This is a genomic window from Streptomyces sp. NPDC037301 (assembly GCF_055602785.1).
This window is the reverse complement of sequence record NZ_JBVJWD010000002.1, coordinates 253,540-261,787: the sequence shown is the minus strand read 5'-3', so window position 1 is coordinate 261,787 and position 8,248 is coordinate 253,540. Positions and strand designations below refer to the sequence as shown.

The following is an 8,248-nucleotide window of genomic DNA, read 5'->3' as shown; positions in this document are numbered from 1 at the left end:
CTATCGGAGGGGGGGGGGGGGGGGTTTGGGTCTCTGTAGACACGGCTTTCAAGCCCTTCCCCCATTCTGGGGGGGGGGCCCCCCCCCCCCCCCCCCCCCCCCCCCCCGCGTCCGCCGTTTCCGGGGGCGCCTCCCTCCGCTCCCGTTCCGCTTCCCGCAGCTGGCGGTCTATACGGCGCTCCCGGGCGAGCCCGGCGAGGGTGGGCAGCAGAAAGAGGGCGATAAGTGCAACTATGACCAGGACGTTCAGGAATGCGTTCATGTCTCTACTCTCGTCCGCACGGACGGATTGCGGCAGTGGCAGGACTGTCATGGAGCATCGAATTACTGCCACACTTGCTCCATGCTGAAGAATGTCGCCGCCCTGCTGCTCGACGAGGTCCACCCCTTCGAACTGGGTGTGCTGTGCGAGGTCTTCGGCCTCGACCGCAGCGACGAGGGCCTGCCGGTCCACGATTTCGCCGTGGTCTCCGCCGAGGGCCCGGTGCTGCGGACCCATGCCGGGTTCACCATCAGTACGCCGCACGGACTCGACCGTCTGGACGAGGCCGACCTCATCGCCGTGCCGGCCGGCAGCCACTTCATCGAGCGGGACTACCCCGAGGAGGTCCTCGACGCCCTGCGCCGGGCGGTGGACCGGGGCGCACGCGTACTGAGCGTCTGCTCCGGCGCGTATGTGCTCGGCGCGGCCGGACTGCTGGACGGGCGCCGCTGCACCACCCACTGGCGCCACGCCTCGGAGCTGGCCCGCCGCTTCCCGCGGGCCGTCGTCGAACCCGATGTGCTGTACGTGGACGAGGGCCCGGTCATCACATCGGCGGGCACGGCGGCCGGGATCGACGCCTGTCTGCATCTGGTCCGGCAGGCGTACGGCCCCGATGCCGCCAACGCGATCGCCCGCCGCATGGTGGTGCCGCCGCACCGGGACGGCGGGCAGGCGCAGTACATCAAGCGTCCGCTGCCCCGCACCCGGTGCGACACGGTCGGCGAGACGCTGGTCTGGATGGAGCGCCACCTCGATCAGGAGATGACCGTCGAACAGCTCGCCGTACAGGCGCACATGTCGCCGCGCACCTTCGCCCGTCGCTTCCAGCAGGAGACGGGTACCACTCCGTACCGCTGGCTGCTCCGCCAGCGGGTACTGCTGGCACAGCATCTGCTGGAGACATCCGATGAAACGGTGGACACGATCGCCGGTCGCACCGGCTTCGGAACTGCCGCCGCGCTGCGCCATCAGTTCGTACGATCGTTGAGCACGACGCCGAATGCATACCGTCGCACCTTCCGCGGCCCGAGCGCGATGACCGAAGTAGCCTGACGGAGCACGGAAGGGCCCCGTACGCCGGTTCGGACGGACCGGCGTACGGAGCCCTCGTGCGTCAGCTGCCGCAGTTCGGCGCCGACCAGAAGTGACTGGGGCCCTGGTTGACGTGGACGTGGCCGCCGTGGTCCGGGTAGCCCGGGCCGAGGATCCCGTTGAAGCCGTGGTTGCGGGCCTCCTTGGCGAGGGTGCACAGGGCGTGCGGTCCGGCGCCGAGGTCGGCCGCGCCCCCGTACAGATGACGACTGTCGGACGCGCCGCCGACCGCACTGTTGCAGGAGGTGGAGCGGAAGCAGCTGGTGATCCGGATCGACTGGTCACCGAGCGCGTGCCGCAGCGCCTCCAGCTTCCACATGGTGCTCAGGGCGTTGGCCTTCGCCGTGCCCGCCGCGACGGCACCACCCGCCCAGGTCGTGTTGCACTGGTTGTGCTAGGCGTACGTGAAGTGGATCGGGGTGCAGTCGTTGTCCTGGAGCTCATAGATCTTGGCCTGGGTGGCCGGGCCCGCGATGCCGTCGGCGGCGAGGCCGTAGGCGGCCTGGAAGCGCTTGACGGCGGCGGTGGTGGCCGGCCCGTAGGAGCCGTCGACGGCAAGCACGGAGTTGTAGCCGGGGTAGCCGGGGCAACCACGTCCACCTCCTGGTGAACTTCCCGCCCAAGGTGCCCCTCTCCAAGCCGGTCAACTCCCTCAAGGGCGTAACCTCCCGCCGCCTGCGGCAGGAGCACCCCGAGCTGGTCCGCCACTACTGGCGCTCCAAATGGCTCCGGTCCGGCTCGTACTTCGCAGGATCAGCAGGAGGAGCCCTGCTGTCGATCGTCCGCCAGTACATCGAACAGCAGAACCGTCCGCTCTGACCTGCGGATCAGAACAGCCTTGAGATTCGCTTCACCTCCGCCCCGAAGGACGGAGCACTGCGAATAATCCCGGTAGCAGCCGTCGGCCTGTGCGGTGCCGGCGGTCACCACGGCCCCACCCAAGGCGAAAGCCATGGTCATGACAAGAGCCAGCAGGAGTTTTGCGGTTCGTCTGAGCACGAGGCACGACGTAGATGTGGCGAGAGAGCTTGTCGGACGAGTCGACGCGCGTCAACTACGCATGGACGAACGATAGTTGACGATCCGCCCGGGGATGGAAACGGCGGGCCCGGTCGCCCTCGCAAGGGAGACCGGGCCCGCCCGGCGGCAACCGGATGCTCAGTCGTTCGGCACGGTCTCGTAGCGCGGCGTGTTCTCCGCCATCTGCCGCAGCGCGTCCTTGCGGTCCCGCTTCGAGAGCCGGTCGATGTACAGGTATCCGTACAGGTGGTCCGTCTCGTGCTGGAGGCAGCGGGCGAAGTAGCCGTTGCCGCGGATCTTGACCGGGTTGCCCTTGGCGTCCTGCCCCCGGACCACCGCGTAGTCCGGACGGGCCAGCGAGGCGTACGCCGTCGGGACGGAGAGGCAGCCCTCGTTGGAGTCGTCCAGGATCCGGTCCTCGGGCGCCAGCTCCTCCAGCACCGGGTTGCAGACGGCGCCCACGTGCCGCACACCGTCGTCGTCCGGGCAGTCGTAGACGAAGACCTTCAGGTCGACGCCGATCTGGTTGGCGGCAAGGCCCACACCCTCCGCCGTCCGCTGGCTCGCGAACATGTCGTCGATCAGCCGGCCCAGCTCGTCGTCGAACTCGGTGACGTCCTTGCACTCCTTGTGCAGCACCGGGTTGCCCACGACCGTGATCGGACGGGAGGTGCCGCGCTCACGGTGTGCCGCCTCGCGCGCCTCACAGTCCTCGGTATCCACGACGAAACCTTCGTCGTCGACGCTGATCTGCTCGTCCGTCTCCTGCTGCGCCATCTCCGCCGTACGCCTTCCTCAAAACCTGAAACCCGGACGTCCGATCGACCGGGTCCCGGGCACCCGAGCACCGCGATCGGTGCCCGTACAGCCTACGGGCACCGATCAGCAGACTTCTTCGAGATCCCGCCACTCACGGCTGTCCGGGCTGTCCGCCACCCAGCCGTCCAGCAGTCCGCGCACCAGCCCGGCCGGTGCCGCTATCCCGCACTCGCGCTCGGGCACCCACAGCGCACCGGCGGTGCGGTGCCCCAGCGGGCCCGGATGCCCCGGCTCACTGTGGTCGTGCGGATCCAGGTGCTCGCCGTCGCCCTCGTCGCTCTCCATCCGGCTCTCCGAGCAGGCCCGGCAGAGCAGCCGCACGGAGGACGACCAGTCCTCGGCGGCGAACCCGGCGTCGGACGCCAGCTGCTCCAGGGCGTCCCGGTCCGCCTCGGTGGCCGCTTCGAGCAGCACGACCCAGGTGGGTACGGGGGACGGCGCCCACAGCTCGATCTCGTCGAAGACCGGGTACGAGGGGCCGGCCGCGGTGACCCGCTCTCCGTGCGGCACGCCGTCGTGCAGGACGACCTCGCCCCAGCGTCGGCCGGACGACGGCAGCGGGATGGAGAGCACTTCCATCCGGGCCGGATCGAGCCTGCGGCCCCAGACGACCTCTGCCTCGCCCTCCGGCGACAGCCGTACCGCGGCGCTGCCCAGCTCCATGCCGACCGGCTCGCTGTTGGCCGCCGAGGTGTACTGGCCCGCGCCCGGCACCTTGAGGCCGTACGCCTGCCAGGCCCGGCGCGCCAGCGGCCAGTCCTGCAATGCGGTGGCGGCGATCCCGACGTTCCACCAGTCGGGAGCACCGGATTCCTTGTCGAGCAGCGCGACGGCTCTCAGGCCGGCGGCTCTCGCCTGTTCCCAGTCATGCCGGAATTTGTGCAGCAGCGCCAGGTTGAACCACGACTCGGAGAGCCAGGGTTCCAGGTCCGCCGCACGTGTCAGCAGCGCGCCCGCGTCCTCGTACCGGCCGTCGCCGATCAGCGTGAACGCGCGGTCCGTGGCCTGCCGCCAAGAGGCGGAGGGCCGATGCCGTACCTTCCCGAAGATCCTCACGATTCCCGCCTGTCCCGACTGGACACCCTCGTTTTCCGCTCTTCTTCGCATCCAACCATGCCGGGCCGGACACCCGCTCATTACCCATGGGTTACCCGGGCAGGACGGGGGTCGGACCGCCCCTGGCCAGGACCCTGGCCAGGGATTCCACGACCTCGGGATGATAGTCGTGACCGGTACCGAGCCTGAGTTGTTCCAGCGCACCCAGCGGCCCGATGAGACTTTCCCCGCAGAGGTCGTCGTATGCGTTGACGGCCCTGACGATCCTGGCGGACAACGGCTGCTCGCGGTAGGGGTCGGCCTGCCGTTCCACCACGACGGCAACCTCGGTGTCCACCCCGGTCTGCCGGACGACGGCCCCTCCGAGCAGTGCGATGCGTCGCTGCTCGGCGGCGGGCAGGGTGGCCGTCGCCCCGTCCGGGACCGGGTCGACGAGGGAGAGCTGGCCGATGTCGTGCATCAGGGCCGCATACTCCAGCACGGTCAGCTCGTTCCCGGAGAGCCTCAGTTCACGTCCGACGGCCGTGCAGAGCTCCGCGACCCTGCGGGCATGCCCGTGCGGGGTGTATCCGGCGATCTCGGTGGACCGGGCGAGCGAGGTGATCGTCTGCCGGTAGGTGGTGCGCACGGCGACGAACCGGCGGAAGGAGACCTGGGTCAGCAGAAGCGGTACGCACAGGACGGGCAGCGCCCACAGCCCGGCGACGGCGACCCCGAGGGCCATCACGACCCCGGTCGCGCAGACCGCCGACCCGATGCCGATCAGGGCGCGCAGCTCGTCGCGGAGCAGCGGTCCGTACGGGAGGGGGGTACCTCCCATGCTCTTGAAGCCATGGGGGACGGTGCGCGAGCGCAGCAGCAGGGCGGCGAGCACGGCGTCGCACAGGGCGGTCAGGACGAGGAACAGGAGCATGAAGAGCACGTAGTACGGGCCTTCGCCGAACCAGTCCGCGGTGCGGCCGGAGTTGTACAGCGGCTGGAAGCACACGGCGGCGAAGGTGACGGTCAGGATGCGGCGGGCCACCCGGTCGGGCGCGGGTCCGCTGCCGCGTGCCACATGGGGCACACAGGCGACGAGCTGTGCCGCAATGAGTACGGCTACCACCTGGAGGACGCCGTGGGTGGTGGGTATGCCGCCGCTGCGACCGAGGAGTGCGTACGCGAGCGCTCCGGCGGCTCCGAGCGGCGCGGGCTCGCGCTCGCCGGGCAGCGCGCCCCAGCGGGCCAGTTCACCGACGGTGATGAGCACCCCGAAGGCGAGGGCGTGTCCGGGTTCGTGGACACCGTCCCAGAGGGTGTGGCCCAGCCCGGCGACGGCGAGCATCGCAGCTGCGCCGCGGACGGCGAGGACGACGGGGGGCAACCGCGACCCGACCCGGGTCACCGGCGACGGTCCGCGGACGGCTGCAGACCGGGGGTGTCGGGGCCGTCCGGCGGTTGAGGACGAACCAGCCCCCGGACGGCCCCGGCACCCCCGCCCGCCGCCCCGTCCCTCCGCGGCCGCCAAATCGCCTCGTCCGCCGTCACCACCACTGTCGCCGCCGACCACCCGTGCCGGTCCACCGCCCGCACCAACGCCCGCACCATCTGCGGATCGAACTGCGTACCCGCACACCGCTTCAGCTCTTCCAGCGCCGCGGGCACCGGCCTCCCCCGCCGGTACGACCGGGTCGACGTCATCGCGTCGAAGGCGTCCGCCACCGCGACGACCCGTGCGAACTCGGGGATCTCCCGCCCGCTGAGCCCGTACGGGTAGCCGCTGCCGTCGAGTCGTTCGTGGTGGTGCAGGATCGCGGCCCGTGCCTCGCCGAGGAAGCCGATGCCGCGGACGATCTCGTGCCCGTACTCCGGATGCAGTTCGATCACCCGCCGCTCCTGAGGGGTGAGCGGTCCGTCCTTGCGGAGCACCCGGGTGGGGACGCCGAGCTTGCCCACGTCGTGCAGGATGCCGGCGAACCGGAGGACCTCCAGCCGGCCCTGGTCCATGCCCAGTTCGCGGGCGATGAGGACGGAGGCCTGCCCGACCCGTTCGCTGTGGCCGCGGGTGTACGTGTCCTTGATGTCGACTGCCTGTACCAGTGCCCTGATAGTGGCGCGGTGGGCGGCGTGCTCGCGGTGGTACTGGGCGAAGACCCAGCAGGAGATGTACATCGGCAGCAGGACGATGAGCGCGGACAACGGCCCGTACGGCCCGCGCCACAGGACGGCCATCATCAGCCCGGCGAGGCCGTGCACCAGATGCGGTCCCAGCGAGCGGGACAGCAGTCCGCTCCAGGCACGCCGGACGGGCAGCCGTTCGGCCGCGACCAGGATGGAACCGTCCAGAGCGGTCAGGACGAGACTGAAGGCCAGAGCGGCGGCACAGGCGGGCAGCAGGGCGTACGGGAGGTCGGGGAGCCGGTCGGGGCCGGTACCGGTGCCGCCGAGCGTGGCGGTGCCGCCGAGCAGGCCGTGTACGGACGAGGCCGCCCAGACTGTGACGGCGAGCTGCGCGGTCCGCCAGGCACGCCGTGCAGTGGCGGGCGGGGCCTCCACCGGGCCGACGAGTGATCCGGGGATCGCGACCAGGGCGGCCGCGGCGGGCGGCAGCAGAAAGGCGGTGGCAAGCAGCAGCGGAAAGAACGATCCGGTGCCGATCGGCACGGAGCTGCTGAAGAAGGGGCAGCGCCCGGGGAGTTCACAGACCAGATAGAGCCCGGCGAGCAGTCCGACAGTGGCCCACGGGGTCCCGGCGCCCGTTCCCAGCGCGGGGAGCACACATAACAGGGCGCCGACCGCGGCCGTCAGAATGTACGCGCGCGCCGCCCCGCGTGTGGCTCCCACCCGCCCCGCCCGCCCCCCAACATGGTCAATGAAGGCGCCAGGCTAGCGAGTTGTGTGTCCCGTCGAGCGTCGATGAGCCCGATTAGCACATTCGGGTGATGTGCGCGGGACGCGGGCGATACGGGGGCGCGGCTACGAGTGACGGCCGCCGGGCGTCACTCCTTGGCGACGGTCGGCTGACCGGTCTCCGACGCCGTCACGTCCTGCTCGGGCACCGCCTGCCCCGAGCGGATCAGGTCGATCCGGCCCATCACCTTGGAGCGCAGATCGGTCGGCACGTCGTCCTGGCCGCAGCAGCGCTTCACCAGCTTCTTCACGGCCTGTTCCAGGCCGTACTTCTCCAGGCACGGGGAGCACTCCTCAAAGTGCACCTCGAACTTGGAGCAGTCGCTGTCGGGCATCTCGTGGTCGAGAAACTCGTAGAGATGATCGAGGACCTCTGAGCAGTCCGTCTCGTGCGGCTCTCCGCAGCTCATGAGCCCGAGCCTTTCCGATCGTCCGACTCTCCGGCACCGGCCGGGACGAGCCCGCGCTCACGGGCGTAGTCCTCCAGCATGCCGCGCAGTTGGCGGCGGCCCCGGTGCAGTCGGGACATCACCGTACCGATGGGAGTCCCCATGATGTCCGCGATCTCCTTGTAGGCAAAGCCCTCTACATCGGCGAGATACACGGCGATGCGGAACTCTTCGGGGATCGCCTGCAGAGCGGACTTCACATCCGAGTCGGGCAGGTGGTCGAGAGCCTGCGACTCCGCGGAGCGCAGACCGGTCGACATGTGCGACTCGGCGCGCGCCAGCTGCCAGTCCTCGATCTCCTCGGCGGCGCTGCGCTGAGGTTCGCGCTGCTTCTTGCGGTACGAGTTGATGAACGTATTGGTGAGGATGCGGTACATCCACGCCTTGAGGTTGGTGCCCTCACGGAACTGGTGGAAGGATCCGTACGCCTTGGCATACGTCTCCTGGACCAGGTCCTCGGCGTCTGCGGGGTTGCGCGTCATGCGCAGCGCAGCCGAGTACATCTGGTCGAGGAAACCGAGAGCGTCCCGCTCGAAGCGCGCGTTGCGCTCGGCAGTCGTCTCCTGTGCGCGGCCGTCGTCGGTCCCTGTGTCGGTCCCAGTGACCGGACCCACCTCCTCCAACGCTGTGGCGGAGCCGAAACCGGACCCGCTCGAAT

At 70.1% G+C, this 8,248-nt stretch carries 7 protein-coding genes and 2 pseudogenes; 2 read left to right on the top strand and 7 right to left on the bottom strand.

Going from position 1 to position 8,248, the window contains the following annotated elements; all coding sequences use genetic code 11:
• Positions 1–343 precede the first annotated feature (343 nt).
• Positions 344–1,318: a GlxA family transcriptional regulator gene (locus tag ACZ7IB_RS04505; protein WP_470909109.1), complete on the top strand. Its 975-nt coding sequence runs from the start codon at positions 344–346 to the stop codon at positions 1,316–1,318.
• Positions 1,319–1,379: 61 nt separating this feature from the next.
• On the opposite strand, the pseudogene ACZ7IB_RS04500 reads toward ACZ7IB_RS04505, so the two are convergent.
• Positions 1,380–1,940: pseudogene (locus ACZ7IB_RS04500) on the bottom strand (D-Ala-D-Ala carboxypeptidase family metallohydrolase); the annotation flags it as partial.
• A gap of 5 nt (positions 1,941–1,945) precedes the next feature.
• Here ACZ7IB_RS04500 and tnpA point away from each other — a divergent pair.
• Positions 1,946–2,176: pseudogene (tnpA, locus tag ACZ7IB_RS04495) on the top strand (IS200/IS605 family transposase); the annotation flags it as partial.
• A 339-nt stretch (positions 2,177–2,515) separates the two neighbouring features.
• On the opposite strand, the gene def reads toward tnpA, so the two are convergent.
• From def to ACZ7IB_RS04465, 6 genes are all read right to left on the bottom strand, one after another.
• Entirely contained in the window at positions 2,516–3,154 is a 639-nt protein-coding gene (def, locus tag ACZ7IB_RS04490) for a peptide deformylase (RefSeq protein WP_470909107.1), read from the bottom strand.
• A gap of 105 nt (positions 3,155–3,259) precedes the next feature.
• Positions 3,260–4,252, bottom strand: coding sequence for a tetratricopeptide repeat protein (locus tag ACZ7IB_RS04485; RefSeq protein ID WP_470909105.1), 993 nt, complete (start codon positions 4,250–4,252; stop codon positions 3,260–3,262).
• A 91-nt stretch (positions 4,253–4,343) separates the two neighbouring features.
• Positions 4,344–5,576 carry an HD-GYP domain-containing protein gene (locus ACZ7IB_RS04480; RefSeq protein WP_470909514.1) on the bottom strand — a complete coding sequence of 411 codons (1,233 nt, stop codon included), beginning with the start codon at positions 5,574–5,576 and terminating at the stop codon, positions 4,344–4,346.
• A 56-nt stretch (positions 5,577–5,632) separates the two neighbouring features.
• Positions 5,633–7,075, bottom strand: coding sequence for an HD-GYP domain-containing protein (locus tag ACZ7IB_RS04475; RefSeq protein ID WP_470909103.1), 1,443 nt, complete (start codon positions 7,073–7,075; stop codon positions 5,633–5,635).
• A gap of 155 nt (positions 7,076–7,230) precedes the next feature.
• Entirely contained in the window at positions 7,231–7,551 is a 321-nt protein-coding gene (rsrA, locus tag ACZ7IB_RS04470) for a mycothiol system anti-sigma-R factor (RefSeq protein ID WP_114246548.1), read from the bottom strand.
• Entirely contained in the window at positions 7,548–8,204 is a 657-nt protein-coding gene (locus tag ACZ7IB_RS04465; RefSeq protein WP_189273941.1) for a sigma-70 family RNA polymerase sigma factor, read from the bottom strand. Before ACZ7IB_RS04465 ends, rsrA begins: the two co-directional genes overlap by 4 nt.
• Between the last annotated feature and the right edge of the window lie 44 nt (positions 8,205–8,248).

Excerpts from the sequence above, each read along its gene's own strand:
- def (WP_470909107.1), bottom strand. The coding sequence starts at position 3,154 with ATGGCGCAGCAGGAGACGGACGAGCAGATCAGCGTCGACGACGAAGGT.
- ACZ7IB_RS04505 (WP_470909109.1), top strand. The coding sequence starts at position 344 with ATGCTGAAGAATGTCGCCGCCCTGCTGCTCGACGAGGTCCACCCCTTC.
- ACZ7IB_RS04480 (WP_470909514.1), bottom strand. The coding sequence starts at position 5,576 with ATGCTCGCCGTCGCCGGGCTGGGCCACACCCTCTGGGACGGTGTCCAC.
- rsrA (WP_114246548.1), bottom strand. The coding sequence starts at position 7,551 with ATGAGCTGCGGAGAGCCGCACGAGACGGACTGCTCAGAGGTCCTCGAT.